Consider the following 19911-nt stretch of genomic DNA (forward strand, 5'->3'; position numbering starts at 1 on the left):
CATCACGCGAAAGGATTGGCACATTAAATTTGTATAAAACTGAATTCACCACCACGAATAAATTGCACATTGAATAAGCCATTTTCAATGCATGCTTTCATTAACGGAACATATTTTTTGACATGTTCTTGTGCTAAATGAATATCCAGAACGTCTTGGTTTTCCCAGCGCTCAATCGTGATAAATGTTTCTCCATCAATAAAGGATTCATATTGAAGGCAGCCAGTTTCTTTATGTGAATATTCATACTGTAAAATGTCTGCAATACGCCTAAGTTCATCTTTTTTATCAGCTAAAATAGTCGCTTTTACGATAGCGGTAATCATATCTAAACCTTAATTATTTTGTTTATCTTGGGATAGACGACAATATAAATAATCAAGCTCATTTTAAAAATCAGATAATTTTTGATACAGGATCCTGAATATCAGGATGATTGATAGAGCAAAAGTTAGAGATCTCAGAAAGATGACAATACTGAAAATAGCTGCTAAATTATCTATTCATTCATCTATTCATTTATTTATTCATTAAGCGGCTAATACCATGACCAATCGCTCTGAGATGATACGTCAGTTACTCCGTAACGGACCAACAACAGCAAGGCAAATAACTGATATAATGAATATTAGTCAGCCAACTTTGTCTCGAGCGCTAAAAGTATTAGGTGACGATATTGTCCGAATTGGTGCTGCATCCTCTATTCAATATGCATTGCGTGATACGTTTCGAGGGTTTAATTCTGCTCCTATTTATCGCATCACAGAAGAAGGAACATTACGACCTCTAGGTCAGTTGATTCCTGTTTATCCAGATGGATTTGTTATGGAGCAGGTTGATGGAGTATGCCTTTATAGTGATGGCTTACCATGGTGGCTATTTGATATGCGCCCACAAGGATACCTTGGTCGAGCTTATGCATCCGCCTATTCAACGCAACTTGGAATATCGCCAAACCCAGATCGCTGGTCAGACTCCGATATTATAAGAGCCTTGCTCGCTCATGGGCATGATGCAGTAGGAAACTTATTAATTGGGGAACAGGCAAGAAACCAATTTCTGGAAATGCAGGCACCAACTCCTGTTGATCGAGCCGCGGTGTATCCAACATTAGCGCGAGCGGTTAGCTCGGGTGAGGCTCCTGGTTCATCCGCAGGCGGTGAGCAACCAAAATTTTGTACTTACACTGAACGAGGTCATGTCATCGTAAAATTTACGGCTCTCGATGATAACCCTGTAAGTGAACGTTGGCGTGATCTGCTACAAGCTGAGCATCTAGCATTAAAAGTGCTGGGAGTAGAAACAGAGGTGTTTGATTTTGAAGGTCAACGCTTCCTTGAAATTCCTCGATTCGATCGCATTGGTTTACTCGGCCGTCGAGGGCTTTTTTCTTTACAAGCTCTGGATGCAGAATTTGTAGGGCGGGCAAGGGAGCCTTGGCCTGTGTTGGTTAATGAATTAGTTAAGCAAAAACATGTACATCCCGATGCTATCACCAGTACAGCACGGCTTTGGGCATTTGGTATGCTTATCGGTAATACCGATATGCATCATGGTAATCTATCGTTTATTAGTAGCCATGGCCGTCCATACCATCTTGCACCAGCTTACGATATCCTACCTATGGGGTTTGCGCCTAAGTCGGGTGGTGAAATCGTCAATACTCTTAGGTCAGTAACACTACTTGAGGGGATCAGTAGAAAAACTTGGCGGGAAGCGTTGGAATTAGCTGAGACGTTTTTTACTTTAGCCAATGATTGCGACTGTTTTTCTGAAAACTTTGCTTTATGCTTACAAACGTTACGCGTTCACATCGATGAGGCCAGTTCGCGGATATCAAGACTTGCTGATGAGCTATGATGCTAAAACTTAGCCTAAGTATGGGTTATAAACATTTTCGGAGCGATTATGCGTTTTGATATGGTTGATTTACGGTTATTTGTAAATACCCACAAAGCTGGGAGTATTACAGCAGGGGCCAATTTATCTAATTTAAGTTTGCAATCAGCCAGTGAACGTATTCGAGGTATGGAAAATGAGCTTGGTGTTTTATTATTGACGCGCTCTTCGTCGGGGATAAAACTGACAAATGCAGGGTTGGCATTATTAAATCATGCGAATCAGGTGCTATTGCAAATCGACCATATGCGCAGTGAATTGCGACAATACAGCCAAGGTCTACGAGGGTATATTGATTTATTATGCAATTCTTCAGCACAAGCTGGTTTTCTTCCAAAAAAATTAGCGGACTATCTGCAAAAATACGCGAATATTAGCGTTGGGATCCGTGAAATGCCGAGTGAAAAAATCATCAGTAGCCTCAATAATCAAATGGCAAACTTAGGGATTGTTGCAAATCCGTCGTCATTATATGACTTGGAATTTAAGTTCTTGTGTGATGACCACTTGGTTGTTTTCGCGCCATTATCTAAATCTAACGATTTAAATGATCAAAACATCTTTTCACTCAGCCAAATTGACCATCATGATTTTATTGGGCTTTCTCAAGGCAATGCTTTGCAGGATTATATTGACCATCATGCACAAAACTTGGGAACTACATTAAATTATCGTATGCGTTTAGCAACAATGGATGCGGTGATGCAATTAGTGAGTGAAGGGCTTGGCTATGCCATTTTACCGAGACAAGTAATATCTCGGTTTATCGGAATATATCCAGGAAATATCATCCCTTTATCTGATGAATGGGCAAAGCGCAAACTGTATATTTGCGCCCGAAGATTTGATGAATTACCGAGTTATATGGATGAGTTTGTTAAGTTTTTACTTGAATAACATATAAACGCCCAATGCGATTAATCCAAAGAAAAAACAGCGTCTAAATATTTTTTCACTAATCAAATTTCTACAATATTGACCTGCGTACATACCAATAATTGCTGGAATAAGTGCAATTGAAGAGGTGTAATAATCTATAGTCTCACTACTATTTTCCCTTATTAATAAGATGGCTAACGCAATTGTTGACGTGGTAAACGCGAGACCTAATGTTTGTATTAATTCATTTTTATTAAGATTTAATGATTGTAAATAAGGAACGGCAGGGATAACAAAAACCCCCGTGGCTGCGGTAATAACCCCAGTGATATAACCAATTAGTGGGGATAGCCATCGTTCATTTTTACTCGATATTGACGATTTAGGGAGGAACATGGCCACCAGTCCATAAATGATTAATATCAGACCCAGTGCAGGAAATACCCATTCTGATGCTGAGCTCAATTTTGGTAATGGGCTATAAACAGTGCCAATAAAAATAGCGATAATAAATAAGTAAAATCGTCGAGCTAAGTTTAAAAACTTACCACCAATCATAAGCTGCCATATATTGGTGACGAAAGATGGAATAATCAGAATACTTGCGGCAACAGCAGGTTCCATGACCGTTGTTAACAAACCCATAGATAGTGTTGGCAAGCCTAGTCCAATAACGCCTTTAACAAATCCCGCAAAAAAAAAGATCACTAAAATTAATGCCATATAGGGTTCACTTTTGAATTGATGAGTATTGCTTAAAGGGTAATCAATTAAATAACAATAACCTATACGGATTATTTTTAGGGGAGCTAAGGAAAATACAGAGCAAGGCTTTCAGTAAATTATGGCTATTATTGCGCTCAATGTTTGTCATTTCGATGGTTATCGAAGTGATATTAATACGAGATTGATAACCTATTTAACGGTTAACAAGGAGACATAAAATGATCGCAGTGATATTTGAAGCACGTATTGCACCGAATAAACAGGGACGTTATTTATCTTTAGCAGAAAAATTAAAGCCGTTACTGAGCGATATTGAAGGGTTTATTTCAATCGAGCGTTTTCAAAGCTTATCGAACGAGGGCAAGATATTGTCACTGTCATGGTGGGAAAGCGAATCGGCAGTTTTGCAATGGAAACAAAATATTTTGCACATGGATGCTCAACAAGAAGGCCGCGAAACGATTTTTGATTTCTACAAAATCAGTATTGTTAATATGGTTCGAGAATATGCGTTTGAAAAGGATAAATAATAATGTTTGATATTCATGTGGTTTTAGACGGCAAACCAGGGCAATTGGCGCTGTTAGGAAAAACATTAGGTAATAACCATGTGGGTTTGGAAGGTGGCGGAGTATTTACCGTCGATGGGAAAAGCCATGCACATTTTCTTGTTAAGGATGGGATAAAAGCGAAAACTGTTTTAGAATCGATGGGATTATCTGTCGAAATTAACAAACCGATTATTCGTAAATTAAGACAGGAAAAGCCGGGGGAGCTAGGGGAAATAGCACAAATATTAGCGGATCATGATGTGAATATTTTAGTGCAATATAGCGACCATGCTAATCAGTTAATACTGATTACCGATAAAGTGGATATTGCTGAGTTAATCACGCGTCCTTGGGCGGTAGAGAATTTTTTGAATGACCATAAAAACACCAACAATGACTGATACCACCACATTAGAATTATCTATAGCCGCGATTGGAGCGGCTATTTCTGATAGTTCTAGGGTAAAAATACTGTGCGCTTTAATGGATGGAAGGGCGTGGACAGCAACGGAGCTGGGCGTAGTTGCGGAAATTTCAGCATCACCGCGAGCAGTCACTTAACAAAGTTATTGGACAACCAACTGATCACGGTTATTTCCCAAGGAAAATATCGCTATTTTCGAATTGCGAATGAAAGCGTTGCCAATATGATTGAAAGTATCATGGGATTATCTGCAAGCAATGCCTCTCAAGCCAAAATAATGACACCGCCGAACTTAAGAAAATCTCGAACTTGTTATAACCACTTGGCCGGTGAAGTGGCCGTTCATATTTATGATGCACTTAGGCAGCAAAACTGGCTCACTGAGAATGGAACCGAGATTACGTTATTAGGTATTGAGAGCTTTAGAAAAATGGGGTTCGATTTTAATTTCAAGCATTCAACAAAGGTTTGTTGCCCATGTTTAGATTGGAGTGAGCGACGTTTTCATTTAGGCGGCCAAGTTGGTGCGGCTTTTCTTGTGCATGCCGAAAAGCAAGGCTGGCTGTTCAGGCATGCGGGTTATAGAGAAGTGACTATCAGTGAAAAAGGGCGTAGGGCGTTTGCGAAATACTTTGGTATTAATCATTAAGATATATTTCGACCCGTTCTTTTCCTTTGCCGATATTCACTCTTTTTAACCGAATGGTACCAATTTCAGCTGTGGATCTGACGTGTGTGCCGCCACAGGGAACTTTAGAAAACCCTTCAATTTTCCAGTACCTACGTTCATTAATTTCATCATCAAACCCAGTCTGAATTTGATGATCCTCAAGAATGATTTCATTGGCCTTTACGGCTAAATCGGGAAGCAGATTTGTGATACTTTCTAGCAAGCAATAAAAGGCTGGGGTTCTATGAAAGAACCCCGATATTATTTACTTCGCGGCTTTAAGCAGCGCATCCCAGTCATCCGGTGGATGACCTTTTTTCAGCATTTTACCGAATACTTTATAGGCGTCCGTTTTACTGCCGTAAGTGCGCAGTGTGCTGTCATCATTAACCCATGCCAGAACAATGATTTTTTGGCTGAAATTATATCGGAAGAATAACCGGTACCGGCCATTACCAAATTTGGCTCTGGACCAGTTCGTGTATTTCTCACTGATGGCATTACCCGGCCTGAATTCCGGGGTGCGGGGATCACTTGTGATGTTCGCTATTGATCTCAGCAGATGAGCTAAAATCTTTGTGTCAGCTTTTTTCTGATAAGTATCATTGAAAGGGTCCATCTCATGAAGTTATTGGTTATTGTGTCCCATTAATTCAATTTAACATAATATGCATTATGCGAACCTAAGTGTGAAATGAAGGAATCCAGCGTAATCGTGTTGGTTCGTTTATCGCTTAAACTGCCTTTTATCTATGACCAATTAAGCTTTTAGCCGTCGCTTCATGTTCGCCAGTTAAAGTTCCATGAGATTTAAAATGTGAGCTTGGGGATCATACTGGCGTTGTTAACTTTGACGATTGAACTTCCTTACCCATTTTGTCATCGGTACTTTTAAATGACAGATCACCTCAATGCATTATGAATAAGTTAAGATTTTATTTAATAGCAAATGAAGCATCCAAAATACTAAAGCACAGACTACTCTCAAAAGTTATCACCCTACGTTTGACGCCAAACAAAAATATAGCGGTACATTACTTCTATAATGACTGGCTATATTTACTCATATAGATGTGGTCACATGGCTAACAAACTGAATCTTAACTGGCCTGAATTTTTAGAAAAATACTGGCAGAAAAAACCCGTTGTATTGAAAAATGCATTTCCTGATTTTGTCGATCCTATCACTCCAGATGAACTGGCCGGTTTGGCGATGGAACCGGAAGTCGACAGCCGCCTAGTCAGTTTTATTGATAACAAATGGGAAGCGAGCCATGGCCCGTTTGAGGACTACAGCGAATTAGGCGAAAAAGGATGGTCGCTGCTAGTGCAAGCCGTCAACCATTGGCATATGCCTGCCGCTGAACTGGTGAAACCGTTCCGCGTACTGCCTGAATGGCGTCTTGATGACTTGATGATCTCCTATTCGGTGCCTGGCGGTGGTGTTGGGCCACACATTGATAACTATGATGTTTTCATCATCCAAGGAATGGGACGCCGCCGCTGGCGAGTCGGTGACGCCCTTCCCATGCGTCAGTTTTGCGCACATCCAGCATTATTGCATGTCGACCCGTTTGAGCCGATTATTGATGTAGAAATGGCGCCGGGCGATATTCTGTATATTCCGCCGGGATTCCCTCACGATGGTTTCACCTTCGAAGATACCATGAACTATTCTGTCGGATTTCGTGGCCCGACTGGGCGCGATTTGCTGAGTAGTTTTGCAGACTATGCGCTGGAACAGGATTTGGGCGGAATAAATTATGGCGATCCTGACCTGAAAGTCAGTAAAAATGCAGGAACCATGGAATCTCATGAGGTTGAACGCCTACGAGCAATGATGATTGAAATGGTCAACAAGCCCGGTGATTTTGAACAGTGGTTAGGCCGTTTTGCAACCACCCCTCGCCATGAGCTGGATATTGCCCCTGCAGAACCGCCGTATCAGCCGGAAGAAGTACTGAGCACTTTGAATGCCGGTGAAAAATTGATACGACTAAGTGGGTTGCGTGTTATGCGCATCGGAGATTATTTTTTCGTGAATTCAGATGGTTGGGATACCTCAGAAATAAAGGGTGCCGACGCATTATGCCAGCTTACGGAAGTCGGAATGAATGAGCTCGGTGAAGCATTGGAGAACCCAATTTTTGTCGCTGAGTTGACCGAATTTATCAATCAGGGATATTGGTATTTCGAAGAGTAAATAACATCAGCCTAATAAGATAAAACACCTGCAAACGGGTGTTTTATTTCAGCGTTCCCCTGCTTTCAAACTATCTTCGACTTATCGCCAATTTTGCGGCAAACAATAGAAACAACAATCCGGTCACGCGATCCATCCACTTAACCACCGCTGGCTTTTTCAAAATTCCAGAAGCATACCGAGTTGCGGCAATAAGCGTTAATGACCACAGCGTGCCAATCACTACGTGTATAGTAACCAGAAGAAATGTCCAGCCTATAGGAGAATGTCCGGTTGGAATAAACTGCGGTAAAAATGAAACATAGAAAATGCCCATTTTGGGGTTAAGCACATTACCCAACATCCCTCTTAGGAACCAATTGCTTGCAGGATTTTTTACTTCTTGACTCAAGCTAAATTGTTGTCGTGGTCGTAGTAACAATTGAATGCCTAACCAGAAAAGATAGGCTGCCCCGCACCATTTCAGCAATGTATAAGCAAGTTCAGAAACCGCTAATAAAGCCCCCAAACCAAAGGCCACTAATGCGCCCCAGATAAAACAGCCAACATCAATGCCTAACGCTGCATGGAAGGCTTTTCGGCCACCTTCAACGGCCGCGGTACGGAGAATGAGTGCGGTATCAAGACCCGGAGTTATGGTGAGAAGTGTTGCTGCGAGAGTGTAAGCAAGTAGAGAATCTGTAACGGACATGCGCTATCTCCGAAAGAGTTAAGACTACTGAAATACTTACACAGTTGCAACAGTCATGGCGATCAGTGATGAAATCTTATCTTTCATTACGATTCATTACTCGTCATAAACTCAATAAACTTTCTTGTTTTCAACGGAATATAACGGGCATAGGGATAAATTAAAATAAACGGACGCGTTGTTCCTGCGTACTCTTGCAAAACTTCTACCAGCTCACCGCGTTGCAATTCTTGCTCGACAGTAAATCGATATACTTGCATAAGGCCAGCACCATTTTTCACTAATGTCAGAGTGGCCAAAAAATCCTGCTGGCATAACAAACGCCCTGTCGTCTCTACTTTTACAACATTCCCTTGTGAACGAAATGTCCACGGTATTTTTCTACCGCTACTGGGTAAGGAATACTGAATACATTCATGATGCATGAGGTCAGAAAGTGCATGGGGTGTGGAATGCTGCTGCAAATATGAAGGTGCCGCCACAATGATGAGTTCAGCATCCTCAAGGCGACGGGCAATTAATCCTGAATCATGTAACTCACTTCCTCTGATAGCAACATCATAGTTATCCTCTGAAAAATCAATATTTTCATTACTGACCTCCAGATTTATTTTCAACTGAGGATACAGAGAACAGAACTGATTTAATCGAGGGAGTAATCGATAATGCGCATAGAGTGTTGGAACACTAATCCGAAGTATCCCTACTGGAACCTGATGTTCCCCAGAGATTTTGTTTTCGGCCTCAATGAGCTGATTCAGCGCATTTCTGCAATCCAAATAATATTGTTGCCCCGTGTCGGTTGTTCGCATACTGCGTGTCGTTCTAACAAATAATCGGGTTTGCAATCTTTTTTCAAGTCGGCCAACAGAACGACTGACAGCCGCTGGTGTAACGCCAGCTGCATTAGCCGCCGCTGTAAAACTACCGGTTTCTACGGTAAGGCAGAACAATTCGATACTGCCCATTTGCATATCATCAAAATAGCGTTGCATAGCCACCTGAAAGATTAGTTACATAATGTATAAACTATAATAACACTGCGGTTATTTTTCAATTTTAAGTAATGAATTATTGTCATAGGCAACATCAGTACAACAACGCCAACTTCTGTAATCAGTCGATGGCACTACAGAGAATAATAAAATGCCCTATATCAATATCAAAGTGACAGATGAAGGTGTCACCGACGATCAAAAAAAACGCCTCATTGAAGGTGCAACCACCCTGCTCAATCAGGTTCTTGGCAAGCCGAGATCGTCTGTTTTTGTCGTAATTGATGAAATCAAAACCGATAACTGGGGAGTTGGCGGGGAGACCGTAACCGATCTTAGAAAAACGAAAATTCACGATAAGTTGGAGATAAAAGTATGAAAGCTGCAGTAATTCATCAATTTGGTGGCCCTGAAGAAATAAAATATGAAGAGTTAAAAATGCCTCAACCGGGTTCAGGCGAAGTGCTCGTTAAAACACTGGCAATTGGCACTAACCGACTTGACCATTATGTACGTTTAGGTGAAATTTCACCCGATATCACCTTTCCCCATATTTTAGGTTCTGATGCAGTTGGCCAAGTTATAAATTGGGGCAAGGATGTCACTGGATTTAATGTTGGTGACCGTGTTATTTCAATGCCTGGTTATCCACTGGAGCCGTCAGAAGCACATATTCGTCCAGTGACAGTTGCCAGTAGTTACGCTATTCCGGGAGTTCACACTCAAGGGACCTATGCGGAATATATTGTCGTACCTGCGCAGTGGTTACTGATTGATAATACGGATTTACCTGTTGAACAAATCGCTGCACTTCCAGTCCCACTACTTATTGCTATTCGTTCTGTTGAAATTGTTGGTGAAGTTAAAGCCGGAGATACCGTTCTGGTGCAGGCTGGTGCGTCAAGTACAGGGATGATGAGTATTCAAGTGGCGAAAGCACTCGGTGCTCGCGTGGTAACAACAGTACAGAATTCAAACTCTGTTGAAACAGTTAAAGAATTTGGCGCCGATTTTATTATTAACACCTCTGAACAGGACTTTGTTTCCGCCATCCATGAATGGACCGAAGGGAAAGGCGTTGACGTTGCAATTGATAACTTAGGTGGCGACATTCTTCAAAAAACAATCAATGTAGTGCGGCCAGAAGGCATTATTGTCTCAATGGGCTTTATGGCAGGTACGCAAGCGACAATCGATGTGCGTAACTTTTTCTTCACTCAAAAACAGCTGCGAGGAACATTGGTTGGCGATATAGAAGATTTTTCAAGATGGCTTCCTGCTATTAAAAAAGGGTTAATCAGACCATTGATTGACAGTACGTTGCCGTTATCTCAGGCAGCTTATGCTCATGAGCGAATTGCAAACAACCAGGCACGTGGCGCAATTATACTTATCCCTTGATATTATTTCGTCTCAGCCACCGACCTCTATAAAAGTCGGTGGTTTAATTCCTATCTATCCTCATAAATCAAAACATCTTTTTTAACAGCTAATCAAAAGATCAGCCAATCTTTCTGATTGTTCGTTATAAATAGAATCTTACTTTAAGCTTATTCTGTTATCTCAACTGATTAAATTCCAATATGATTAAAAACTATCAAGAAAACTAATTTATCCAGCTAATGGAGTATCAATATGTTTGTCACTCGCAAATTCACCAAAGGAATTTTATTTGTATCGGCGTTAGCGTCATGGCAAGCATTTGCTGAATCAGCACCGCTTTTGCACCCTCTTAAGCTCAATCAAGCCACGATCTTTTTACGCGGTGCTGAGTTAACGAATAGCGCCACTGTTAATTTACCGCAAGGCGAAAGTAAACTGGTTTTTACCAATGTTGCTGACCACCTTGATCAAAAAAGCCTTTCTATTAGCTTAGATAATGAAGATGTTTTGATCCGCTCAATTGACGTGCAAACCGTCGCGGTGGAACCTGTCTACACGGGTGAAGTGGCAAATTTAAAAACACAAATAGATGCGATAACCAAACAAATTTCAGAGCTTAATATCAAGATAAAAGTGGGTGATGACCAACTCGCTTTACTGAAAGATCAGCGTTTTTTTGGTGAAACAACAACATTATCCCTTGAGCAGTCCGCATCTAAATTGGAGTTTATTCGCAAGCAAATGTCTGCGATATTGAGTGAAAACTTAGCGTATCAGCAGCAGATTGATGAATTGACAGAGAAACAAGCATTATTGCAGGCAAAATTTGAAGGAATTCTTCCCGATAATATTGGTGAGCAGACGCAAATTGTGTTGACGGTTGATACACCCAAAAATTTGAGCACTAACATGCAAATCTCGTATGTCACCCCCGATGCCGGTTGGTCTCCAAGTTATGATATTCGCGCTAAAGATATTGATAAACCAGTCAAGATTACCTATAAAGCTGATGTTATTCAAAATACAGGCTTGGACTGGGATAAAGTTAAACTCACCCTTTCCTCTGCCAATCCAACACGCAATATCACCCCGCCATTTTTAGCACCATGGCTATTGTCAGTTTACGATCAATATAATCAAGGCTATATGAGCGAAAAAATGTCCGCGACCATGGATATGGAAGTAGCAGCACCCGCGCCAGTAGCGGAACTCTCTACAGTAAAAAAACGCAGCCCGGGTATGGCAAACTATGTGTCAACCAATACCAATGGCGTGAATCTCAGCTACAACATCGAATTACCTTTTAGCTTAGCCTCTACCCCTAAAGCAAAATCTATTACCATTAAGCAAGCGGATATTGACGCAAAATATCGTTATACATCAACACCAAAAATGGCTGAAGAAGTCTATTTGCAAGCACAAATTGATGACTGGGATACACTGAATTTACTGAATGGCCCTGCAAATATTTACTTTATGAACAGTTATGTCGGTGATTTTTACGTAAATTCAGGGCAATTAACTGAGACTCTCGATATTCCATTCGGCGTGGATGATAACATTCAAATTTCTCGTGTGAATAATGCGGCTATGCGTAAAAAACCGTCCTTTATGGGCTCCACAGTTGAGCAAAAAGAAAGTTTCTTAATTAAGGTGCGTAATACACGGAAAAATGACATTAAACTATCTGTTTACGACCAACTCCCGACGAGCAGAGATACCGATATTAAAGTGCTCAACCCTGAATATAAGGGCGGAAAATTGGATGAAACAGAGAATAAGATTGAATGGGATTTAACGCTTAAACCTCAAGAAACGGTCGAGTTGCCGTTAAGTTATACGCTGAAATACCCTAAAAATAAGCAGATTAATGGATTATAACTCGCTAAATAAGTTAATTATTTTATCGGTGTAAAAGAACTAAATAGGGGCTTGGAAGCCCCTTAATAATAAGGTTAGAATGATTCAAAACAAACAACGATAACAACCTGAGGTACCTAATGATTATTCTAGTAACCGGCGCAACATCAGGATTTGGTGAAGCTATTGCTCGCAAATTTATTCAACATAACTTCACTGTGATTGGGACAGGACGCAGAACTGAAAGATTAAATGCATTACATCAAGAATTGGGTGATAAATTTTATCCATTAACTCTGGATGTACAAGACCGAAAAGCCATTCAACACGCTGTCGCCAATTTGCCTTCCCACTTAAAAAACATCGATCTTTTAGTCAATAATGCGGGGCTTGCTTTAGGATTAGAACCCGCATTTGATGCAAATCCGGATGACTGGGAAACCATGATCAACACAAATACCAAAGGCTTAGTCAATATGACTTATGAAGTGCTGCAAGGTATGGTGGAGAAAAATCACGGGCACATTATCAATATTGGTTCAACAGCTGCATCTTGGCCATATAAAGGCGGCAACGTTTACGGCGCAACCAAGGCGTTTGTGAAACAATTTTCCTTAGGATTACGTGCAGATTTAGTGGGCAAAAAAATCCGTGTGACCGATATTGAGCCTGGGTTAGTCGGTGGAACTGAGTTTTCAAATGTCCGTTTCAAAGGTGATGATGAAAAAGTCACAAATACCTATAAAGGCGCGGATGCCCTTACTGCTGAAGATATTGCGGAAACAGTTTATTGGGTGGCAACACTTCCGGCTCATATGAACGTTAATACACTGGAATTAATGCCAGTGTGCCAAACATTTGCTGGATTAACCGTACATAAACAATAATAAATTTTCGTACTATTCTATAAAGACGGCATTATTGTTTATTAGTTATACTCTGGCTATAGATCGAGTATTGAAACGAAAGGAAATTACATGAGCACGTCACAAAAATTTATCAAAAATGGTCTGGCTGCAATCTGCTTCTGCCTCCCTTTGATGTGGGTTAATGCGGCGCAAGCAGCTAATACATCATGCGCTGCGGGTAGCACTTGTGTTTCTGTCGGTAATGGTAGTAATGACCCGTTGAATAAAGAACAGGCGCGACAAGATAAAGAGCAGTGGGATGAGACTAAAATGCTGCGTTCTAAAGTTAACCGCCGCACCGAAAAAGAGTTTGATAAGATTGATGCCGCATTTGATGCGAAAGATAAATGTGAGAAAAGTTTGAATCTTAATGCGTATTGGGAGCCAAATACTCAACGTTGCCTTGATGTTAACTCAGGCCGTCCAATTATCAATCCATAGTTGAAAATAGAATATCTCGGTAAAATAAAGGGCGCTATTTGCGCCCTTTTGCTTAGATATTAAATTAAAATTTATATAAAGATTAAAATGCAGGAACCGAAACAAACTCTTGCAGTTTTTCACCATCTAAATAATGTCCCAATTCTTTTTCTTCAGGACGCAATAAATAAGGAATTTCACCCAGTAATGGCGCATTAATATGTTGTTGCATACGCTGAATAATTTGAGCGTAATGTGCCAAGCCTGGGTTGATTCTATTGGCTAACCAACCGACTAACGGTAAACCATCCGCTCGAATAGCTTCAGCTGTCAATAATGCATGATTGACACACCCATGCTGAATGCCGACAACTAAGATCACGCCAACAGATTGTTTTTTCAGCCAATCGGCATAAAAAGTATTATCATCAAGAAGATAACGCCATCCGCCATTACCTTCGATAACGACTATGTCGCTTTGCTCATGAAGGTGGTCTAACCCTTTGTTGATTTTATTAAAATCGATACTGTTTTCATGGCTGTAATTATCGCCAAGTCTGACAGGGTTAACTTCATCATACGAGACAAGGTCTTGCGAAACACGGTGAATAAGAAGAGCATCCTTATTGCGCTTCCCTTCAGGTGTATCGATACATTGATCTGCAATAGGTTTGTACCCTACGGCTTTAATACCTTGATTATTAAGTGCTTGTAATATTGCTAGTGTTGATACCGTCTTCCCGACATCTGTATCTGTCCCGGTAATAAATAGATTGTTCATGGTTGTTCTATCCTGAAGTGACAGACTAAGGTCAGCAAAATGCTATAAAAATGATATGAATTCAGTTTATGGGAATGGGGAAATGATAAGTTTGCGTTAGCTCAATTTTGTGTAAGATAGTGAGAAGTTTATCAAATTGTATTAGCCTTGCAGTAATTGCAACAACAGTGAGCCATCATAAAGTGCATTCTGAATTAATGCCGTTTCACTTTCTTTAATTGAAATCGTTGATTTATCAAGCATTAATTTATTACTGTAAAGCGGGTTCCCATATAAAGAGATAAAATATTGTAGACGAGTAAGCCAGTAATTTTGCTCATCAGTTAAAGCAGAATTAACTAAAATCAATTCGGTTCCAAATAAATTAATCATCATTGCTAATGGATAAGCAAGGCGCTGGGCTGTTATATCGAGTAATAAAATACATAATGGATCATTTTCTATTACACCTCGATTAATTGTATTAATATCGATGCTCTCTTTATGCAAAATGGATGCAGGATAATCTGCAAGTAATTCCCTTGCTTGCTGAACAATTGCAGGAATGGATATCTTAGTTTCTAAGCAGCCCTTTCCTCCACAATAGCAAGATTGTGGCCTTTCTGAATCAGTTTGAGTATGCGCAAATAATATAGGTTGATGTGTTATTGCATCCAAAGAATAACCGTGATTCAGCACCGCGATATTAACCACATCTTGAATTTGTAGATAAATAATATTTTTTTGTGGACGAGACTCTGAATATTTGAGGTGGTCGCCGATAGCCAGGGCATTAACAGTAGGGTGAAGATAGACGGGCAGACCTGTTTTTTCTGTTAGCAATTCACCGATATCCAGTTGGTGAACATGGTAGTCAGGCAACCTATGAATAACCCCAGAATAAGAGTCTAAGAGACCATCTAATAAGATACTGATCGCCGTGACTCTTTCTAAGTGAGATGCGTTTTCTTCGAAAAATAGACCAATCAGTTCCGATAACCGATCACTAAATTGTTGATTGCCTTTTACATCAAAAGGATAGCTTTTTTCTGTGAGGGTTTTAGCATTAATTTCTTTTAACGAAATGATGGCGTGTTGTTGTTCAATTCGAATGGCTAAAAATTGCCAACCTTCACTTTCAATGACTAACCCAACAGCTGGACGCCCTCTTAACCCTAATACTGGAAATTCACGTTCCTGTATCAAGTGAGCATCCATCAGTTCACGGGTAATTTTGGTGATACTCGCTGGGGCCAATTGAGACTGTTTTGATAACGCAATACGGGAAATAGGACCATGCTGTGCAATAATTCGGTACACAAGCCCAGTATTTAATTGCTTTATTTGGTCGGTATTCCCCGTTTGGTTTATCATCTTAACACTCAGAAATCGTTATAAATTATGATTGATTATGCCTGATACAAATGAAAATGCGGCTACATTTACATATAAAACGTGATACAAATCTCGTTAATCATTTCAAATTCTACGCCTTATATATCCACAATATTGTGCAGCAGTAACTCAGTCAGTTTTTTGGCTGCAGCAGGTGGCGTTCGTCGCGTATTGTAGACTAACCAGACCTCTGAAGTAGCTTGAATATTCGCGAGTTTTAGATATCTCACGCCGTCAATCTTCATTCGTGTAAAGGATTCAGTGATGATAGAAATTCCCATTCCAGCAGACACTAAGCCTAGAATGGTCATAGCTTCCCCCGCTTCTTGGGAAATAGTAGGAACCACCCCTTCAGAGGCTAATAATTGGTTAATCTCATCATACAGCGCCGTACCCACTTCCCGCTCAAAGAAAACTAACGGGTAAGCCGCAAGCTGCTTAATATCGACCCCACTTTCTTCGAAAGCCAGTAAAGGATGCCCTTCATAAACAGCAACCATGAAAGGCTCTCTGAATAATAATTGATAGTCCAATTGTTCAGGCAATATTGTATTGCGCATGATGCCAATGTCTATGCGCCCAGTCACTAAAGGCGGGATTTGCTGCTTCGTATTCATTTGATGCATATGAATGGAAACATCAGGGTATGCTTCTCGGTATTGGCGCAGGCTCATAGTGACTTTATGCATAAATGGCGTTGTGGACGTAAAGCCAATAGACAGTTCGCCAAGCTCCCCTTTTTCCATCCGAGCCGCTTTGGTCGCTGCCGCATCGACCTGTCCTAAAATTTGGTAGGCTTCTTTGAGAAACATGGCACCGGCTGGCGTTAAGGCGACATTGCGGTTATTGCGCTCTAATAATTTGGCATTTACCATCTCTTCAAGAGCTTGGATCTGCTGGCTTAATGGTGGCTGAGACATGTGCAAGCGCTCAGCCGCACGTCCAAAATGTAGCTCTTCGGCAACAGCAATAAAATAACGTAGGTGGCGTAATTCGATGTTCATCTGATTGATATTTTAAATGTATCATTATGTATTATTAATATATTAGACAAAAAAATAGAAAGTTTCTATTCTTTGAACGAAATCAAGTCCGTCTAGTCGTCAAGGAATTTACATGGAACAGCAGTCAAATAGCCTCTCAACGAGCCAATCTCTCCAAGGAAAACAAACCAAAACCTTGACCAATGCAGCCCCGAAAAAACACTATATTCAACGGGATGATGCGCTGTATCTGCGTGTAACGCTGTCATTTTTTACTGTGGGTTTTGCAACATTTGCGTTGCTGTACTTTGTACAACCTATTCTGCCAATGTTGTCCGCGGACTTTAATATTTCCCCGGCGACTGCCAGTTTATCACTCTCCTTAAGTACGGGATTAATGGCATTGGGGTTATTGATCACCGGCCCTATTTCCGATGCAATTGGTCGTAAAAATGTGATGGTCATTTCCCTGACGTGTGCTGCACTCTTTACGTTAATGAGTTCAATAATGGAAAGCTGGCAAGGGATTTTGATCGCTCGCGCATTAGTGGGGTTATCGCTTAGTGGTGTAGCGGCCGTCGCCATGACCTATTTGAGCGAAGAAATACATCCGAGCTATGTTGCACTGTCGATGGGTTTATATATCAGTGGTAACTCTATCGGAGGAATGAGTGGACGCTTAATGACTGGGGTAATTGCCGACTTTTATTCATGGCGAGTCGCAGTTGTTATTTTAGGCTCATTGGCGTTGTTGGCGGCGATTGGATTCTGGCGTTTATTACCACCATCCCAACACTTTCGTGCAAGCTCTCTGAAACCTAAAAACCTTTGGGTTAACTTACATTTACATCTACGTGATACGGGTTTGCCCTGGTTATTTGTTGAGGGCTTTATCTTGATGGGCGGTTTCGTCACCATGTATAACTACATTGGATATCGCTTACTTGAATCACCTTATAATTTTAGTCAGTCTGTCGTGGGATTCTTATCTGTTATTTATTTAACAGGAACTTACAGTGCGACGAAAACAGGGAGCTTGACCCAGAAACATGGTTTTGGGCGAATTTTAATTGCAGCCATTGCGATGATGTTAATCGGCGTAATTTTGACGTTACACAGTAATATTTGGGTCATTTTATTAGGCATGACAGTATTGACTACCGGATTCTTCGCCGGGCATTCCGTTGCAAGTAGCTGGGTGGGACGTCGCGCTAAACGGGCAAGAGGACAAGCATCGTCCCTCTATTTGTTTAGCTATTATGCGGGTTCCAGTATAGCCGGTACATTGGGCGGTTTTTTCTGGTCGGCATATGGCTGGAATGGCGTCGCGTTATTTATTGCGGCGCTTCTACTGGCCGGCGTAGGTATCGCATATAAGTTAAAAACCAAATGTTAGTGACTTATAAATTACCGAATAATCCAATAAGTTAACTGCTGCTAAAGGTTAGAATTCACATCCTCATCATGGTTAATAGAAAATATATAAATTAATCAATGATGAGGATCTTCAATGAAAAAATTATTATTATTTCCTTTATTACTCTGCTATAGCTACTTTGCCCTGCCTCATGGCTATATCGAGTATCCCGCAAGCCGAGCCTACCTGTGTAAATTACAAACCAATAAAAACTGTGGCGCTGTCCAGTATGAACCTCAATCGGTTGAAGGATTGAAAGGTTTTCCTCGAAAAGGGCCGAATGACGGCAAAATTGCCAGTGCAGGTATTGCGGCTTTTTCGCCTCTCGATGTTCAGCAACCTTTTCGTTGGACTCGCATGTTTATAGAATCTCCCGATTTTGATTTTTTCTGGCGCTTAACTGCTATCCATAAAACAACGAAATGGGAATATTTTATTACGCGGAAAGATTGGAACTCAAGTGAGCCATTAACTCGAGCGCAATTTGAATTAACACCATTTTGCAAATACGAAAAAGTAGAGACACCGGCGAGTTTAGTGCAACACAATTGCAGGCTCCCTCAAAATTATCAAGGTTATCATGTTGTTTTAAGTGTTTGGACGATAGATGACACGGCTAATGCATTTTATCAAGTTATTGATATAGAAGTTGATTATAAGAAATAACAGCAAGAAAATTCCATGATGGGATAGTATAATACCCTACTTCGCTATCCCTTAATTTCCTGATTAAGCTAGTTGATAAACACGGATGTTAATGCTACTTTTGTTTTATAAAGCAGAGAATGTTGTAACTAAACATAGAGTTGAATACATCAAATGTCCAAACAACAGTTAATTAGTTCATTCAATCTATTAGAGTCGAATATTAATCGGCTATGCCAATTGCTTCAGGCGCAAAAAGATATCCATGCGGCTGTATTTAGTTTACCGGAAACCCTTAAAGGGAATGAAAACAATGAAGTCAATTCTATCTTTGTAGATAAACATACGGGACACGATGCAATCATCCAAACAACAGAGCTATTTAAGCTATTGTTTATTCATAAAAAATCAGAATTAGTTAGCAATAAAACCGCGATACGTTTGCCTGGCGCGATTTGTTTAGCTCCCTCTTATACCGAATATAAACAATTTCAGCAGTTAATTTCTGATATCAACCAATTAAAAATAGACATAAAGCAGATAGTGACCCATGTTGATGATGCTCATCGTTTTGAATTTATAAGAGAAAGCTTGCATGGGCTACTTACGCTGAATACCTATAGAACCCTCACCGCTGTTGTCGACCCCGATACCATTCGTTTTGGGTGGGCAAATAAGAAAGTGATCAATAAAGTAACTCAAGAAGAGATGCTCAACCGTTTGCAAGCCAGTTTAGAAAGCGGAAGAACACCGGCTCATTTACAGCGCGAACATTGGCAGTTACAGTTAGAAACTGAGATCCAGTTAGTTCGCTCCCTTCCCCATGATTGCATTCTAAAAACACAGCGTCCGGTAAAAGTTCAACCTATCGCCCGAGTTTGGGACAAAGAAACACAGAAACAGACTCAATATCCTTGTGCCACGCCGATATTGGTTTTTGCTGTTGATAAAGCATTGAGTGACATAAAACTAGGGGAGCTGGCGGATTATCATCAAGATAGTATCGCACTGCGTAATCGCCCAAAAGCTAAGCCAGTTGAATTACTGATACCACGCTTAAACCTGTATATAGAGCGATAAAAAAGCCCCTGCTCTATTTCTA

At 40.6% G+C, this 19911-nt stretch carries 22 protein-coding genes and 1 pseudogene; 14 read left to right on the forward strand and 9 right to left on the reverse strand.

Features of this window, described 5'->3' with window-relative positions; all coding sequences use genetic code 11:
• Positions 1-23: 23 nt before the first annotated feature.
• Positions 24-326 (reverse strand): putative quinol monooxygenase, encoded by a 303-nt coding sequence (locus H0913_RS09790; protein WP_154603782.1) that lies wholly within the window; start codon positions 324-326, stop codon positions 24-26.
• A gap of 220 nt (positions 327-546) precedes the next feature.
• Here H0913_RS09790 and yjjJ point away from each other — a divergent pair, with 220 nt between their 5' ends.
• A complete protein-coding gene (gene yjjJ / locus H0913_RS09795; RefSeq protein WP_181477176.1) occupies positions 547-1860 on the forward strand; it encodes a type II toxin-antitoxin system HipA family toxin YjjJ in 1314 nt (437 codons plus the stop codon).
• 48 nt (positions 1861-1908) lie between these two features.
• The gene (locus H0913_RS09800) at positions 1909-2796 is read left to right on the forward strand and encodes a LysR substrate-binding domain-containing protein (protein ID WP_181477177.1); all 888 of its coding nucleotides are present in this window, start codon (positions 1909-1911) and stop codon (positions 2794-2796) included.
• On the opposite strand, the gene H0913_RS09805 is transcribed toward H0913_RS09800, so the two are convergent.
• Positions 2785-3501 (reverse strand): sulfite exporter TauE/SafE family protein, encoded by a 717-nt coding sequence (locus tag H0913_RS09805; protein WP_181477178.1) that lies wholly within the window; start codon positions 3499-3501, stop codon positions 2785-2787. The two genes, H0913_RS09800 and H0913_RS09805, sit on opposite strands and share 12 nt — an antisense overlap.
• 221 nt (positions 3502-3722) lie before the next feature.
• On the opposite strand from H0913_RS09805, the gene H0913_RS09810 reads away from it, so the two are divergent.
• From H0913_RS09810 to H0913_RS09820, 3 genes and pseudogenes are all read left to right on the forward strand, one after another.
• A complete protein-coding gene (locus H0913_RS09810) occupies positions 3723-4034 on the forward strand; it encodes an antibiotic biosynthesis monooxygenase family protein (protein ID WP_154603778.1) in 312 nt (103 codons plus the stop codon).
• A 2-nt stretch (positions 4035-4036) separates the two neighbouring features.
• Positions 4037-4456 (forward strand): amino acid-binding protein, encoded by a 420-nt coding sequence (locus H0913_RS09815; RefSeq protein ID WP_181477179.1) that lies wholly within the window; start codon positions 4037-4039, stop codon positions 4454-4456.
• Positions 4449-5128 (forward strand): annotated as a pseudogene (locus H0913_RS09820) (ArsR/SmtB family transcription factor). Before H0913_RS09815 ends, H0913_RS09820 begins: the two are co-directional and overlap by 8 nt.
• Here the strand turns inward: H0913_RS09820 and H0913_RS18995 are convergent.
• Together H0913_RS18995 and H0913_RS09830 are read right to left on the reverse strand one after the other, a co-directional pair.
• Positions 5118-5372: an alanine-tRNA synthetase second additional domain-containing protein gene (locus tag H0913_RS18995; protein ID WP_220127905.1), complete on the reverse strand. Its 255-nt coding sequence runs from the start codon at positions 5370-5372 to the stop codon at positions 5118-5120. The pseudogene H0913_RS09820 and the gene H0913_RS18995 sit on opposite strands and share 11 nt — an antisense overlap.
• 42 nt (positions 5373-5414) lie before the next feature.
• The gene (locus tag H0913_RS09830) at positions 5415-5768 is read right to left on the reverse strand and encodes a type II toxin-antitoxin system YhaV family toxin (protein ID WP_181477180.1); all 354 of its coding nucleotides are present in this window, start codon (positions 5766-5768) and stop codon (positions 5415-5417) included.
• 462 nt (positions 5769-6230) lie between these two features.
• Here H0913_RS09830 and H0913_RS09835 point away from each other — a divergent pair, with 462 nt between their 5' ends.
• Positions 6231-7352 carry a cupin domain-containing protein gene (locus H0913_RS09835; RefSeq protein ID WP_181477181.1) on the forward strand — a complete coding sequence of 374 codons (1122 nt, stop codon included), beginning with the start codon at positions 6231-6233 and terminating at the stop codon, positions 7350-7352.
• Between the two features lie 70 nt (positions 7353-7422).
• Here the strand turns inward: H0913_RS09835 and H0913_RS09840 are convergent, their stop codons facing one another.
• Together H0913_RS09840 and H0913_RS09845 are read right to left on the reverse strand one after the other, a co-directional pair.
• Positions 7423-8043 (reverse strand): LysE family translocator, encoded by a 621-nt coding sequence (locus H0913_RS09840; protein WP_181477182.1) that lies wholly within the window; start codon positions 8041-8043, stop codon positions 7423-7425.
• An 86-nt stretch (positions 8044-8129) separates the two neighbouring features.
• Positions 8130-9038, reverse strand: coding sequence for a LysR family transcriptional regulator (locus H0913_RS09845; RefSeq protein WP_154603772.1), 909 nt, complete (start codon positions 9036-9038; stop codon positions 8130-8132).
• A 151-nt stretch (positions 9039-9189) separates the two neighbouring features.
• On the opposite strand from H0913_RS09845, the gene H0913_RS09850 reads away from it, so the two are divergent.
• From H0913_RS09850 to H0913_RS09870, 5 genes are all read left to right on the forward strand, one after another.
• The gene (locus H0913_RS09850; RefSeq protein ID WP_154603771.1) at positions 9190-9417 is read left to right on the forward strand and encodes a tautomerase family protein; all 228 of its coding nucleotides are present in this window, start codon (positions 9190-9192) and stop codon (positions 9415-9417) included.
• A complete protein-coding gene (locus H0913_RS09855) occupies positions 9414-10439 on the forward strand; it encodes a quinone oxidoreductase family protein (protein ID WP_181477183.1) in 1026 nt (341 codons plus the stop codon). Before H0913_RS09850 ends, H0913_RS09855 begins: the two co-directional genes overlap by 4 nt.
• Before the next feature lie 234 nt (positions 10440-10673).
• Positions 10674-12302 (forward strand): mucoidy inhibitor MuiA family protein, encoded by a 1629-nt coding sequence (locus tag H0913_RS09860; RefSeq protein WP_181477184.1) that lies wholly within the window; start codon positions 10674-10676, stop codon positions 12300-12302.
• Positions 12303-12421: 119 nt separating this feature from the next.
• Positions 12422-13168, forward strand: a complete 747-nt coding sequence (gene ydfG / locus H0913_RS09865; protein ID WP_154603768.1) for a bifunctional NADP-dependent 3-hydroxy acid dehydrogenase/3-hydroxypropionate dehydrogenase YdfG — start codon at positions 12422-12424, stop codon at positions 13166-13168.
• 90 nt (positions 13169-13258) lie between these two features.
• On the forward strand, positions 13259-13630 hold the full coding sequence (locus H0913_RS09870; protein ID WP_006659792.1) for a DUF1283 family protein: 372 nt from the start codon (positions 13259-13261) through the stop codon (positions 13628-13630).
• Positions 13631-13712: 82 nt separating this feature from the next.
• Here H0913_RS09870 and bioD read toward each other — a convergent pair whose 3' ends face one another.
• The 3 genes from bioD to H0913_RS09885 all read right to left on the reverse strand — a co-directional run bounded on the left by bioD (position 13713) and on the right by H0913_RS09885 (position 16768).
• Positions 13713-14390: a dethiobiotin synthase gene (bioD, locus tag H0913_RS09875; protein WP_036947919.1), complete on the reverse strand. Its 678-nt coding sequence runs from the start codon at positions 14388-14390 to the stop codon at positions 13713-13715.
• 141 nt (positions 14391-14531) lie between these two features.
• Complete coding sequence (locus H0913_RS09880; protein WP_181477185.1) at positions 14532-15743, reverse strand: ROK family protein; 1212 nt, start codon at positions 15741-15743, stop codon at positions 14532-14534.
• Positions 15744-15862: 119 nt separating this feature from the next.
• Positions 15863-16768, reverse strand: a complete 906-nt coding sequence (locus H0913_RS09885; RefSeq protein WP_181477186.1) for a LysR family transcriptional regulator — start codon at positions 16766-16768, stop codon at positions 15863-15865.
• Between the two features lie 112 nt (positions 16769-16880).
• Between H0913_RS09885 and H0913_RS09890 the strand changes: the two genes are divergently transcribed.
• The 3 genes from H0913_RS09890 to tus all read left to right on the forward strand — a co-directional run bounded on the left by H0913_RS09890 (position 16881) and on the right by tus (position 19889).
• Complete coding sequence (locus H0913_RS09890; RefSeq protein WP_154603765.1) at positions 16881-18143, forward strand: MFS transporter; 1263 nt, start codon at positions 16881-16883, stop codon at positions 18141-18143.
• A gap of 114 nt (positions 18144-18257) precedes the next feature.
• Positions 18258-18830, forward strand: coding sequence for a lytic polysaccharide monooxygenase (locus tag H0913_RS09895; protein WP_181477187.1), 573 nt, complete (start codon positions 18258-18260; stop codon positions 18828-18830).
• Positions 18831-18983: 153 nt separating this feature from the next.
• Positions 18984-19889 (forward strand): DNA replication terminus site-binding protein, encoded by a 906-nt coding sequence (tus, locus tag H0913_RS09900; protein ID WP_181477188.1) that lies wholly within the window; start codon positions 18984-18986, stop codon positions 19887-19889.
• Positions 19890-19911: the final 22 nt, after the last annotated feature.

Source organism: Providencia rettgeri (genome assembly GCF_013702265.1).
GTDB lineage: Bacteria > Pseudomonadota > Gammaproteobacteria > Enterobacterales > Enterobacteriaceae > Providencia > Providencia zhijiangensis.